Source organism: Paenibacillus sp. P4_E11, assembly GCF_056401635.1.
This window is the reverse complement of sequence record NZ_JBFUIX010000627.1, coordinates 1-767: the sequence shown is the minus strand read 5'-3', so window position 1 is coordinate 767 and position 767 is coordinate 1. Positions and strand designations below refer to the sequence as shown.

The following is a 767-nucleotide window of genomic DNA, read 5'->3' as shown; positions in this document are numbered from 1 at the left end:
GTTCTAGTTGTTCCATAGATTCAGGAACTTCCCCATAGGACATTACTTGGCGAACCTTGCCCCGGAGCTGATTGAGTGCCAGTCGGCGGACCATTAGCTTGAACCATGATGTGAATTTACTTGGATCTTGCAAGGAACCGATCTTGGTCTTCATCCTTACCATAGCATCCTGCGTCACGTCTTCCGCCAAGTGGGGATCGCCCACGACACGCGTTGCCCATTCCAACGCCTGCGGCCGAAATAAGGCCACAAGTTCCTCATAAGCCACCCCTTCCCCAACCTGTACACGGCGAATCAAGTCCGTTTGCTTCTCATTAGGCTGGCTATGTTCCAACAATCGTTCTCCTTCCTTTCCGATACCGAGGTCGCGAATCACTTGTGCTCAGCCGTCGAACCGCTCGACCTCATCACAGGTTGGGAGCGACGGTTGCATGAGTAGAATTTCCGTAGTAAGAGGGTTTTCACAGGTTTTGTCGAAATAATTTACTCTATGATGACTAAAAAGAGATTGTTTCTATATATAGGGATTTTCCTTGTTCTGCTTACAAGTATTCGAGTCGTGTGGATTGTATCCACGGCAAACCCTTCTCATCCACATCTATTGAATGGAGAGTTGGATTTAAGAGACTGGGACTTTGTCAAGCATCCCACGATCTCGCTTGATGGCGAATGGGAATTTTATCCTAACACCTTAATACCCCCGAATTATGCCAACCTTTCCAGTCTGGATAAAGGTTTGATTACGGTGCCCGGAGATTGGCATAAGT

At 47.7% G+C, this 767-nt stretch carries 1 protein-coding gene; it reads right to left on the bottom strand.

Annotated elements, in window-relative coordinates; translation table 11 throughout:
- A partial coding sequence (locus AC1DWB_RS36540; RefSeq protein ID WP_477545936.1) for an RNA polymerase sigma factor occupies positions 1-334 on the bottom strand: 334 nt, incomplete at its 3' end.
- Between the last annotated feature and the right edge of the window lie 433 nt (positions 335-767).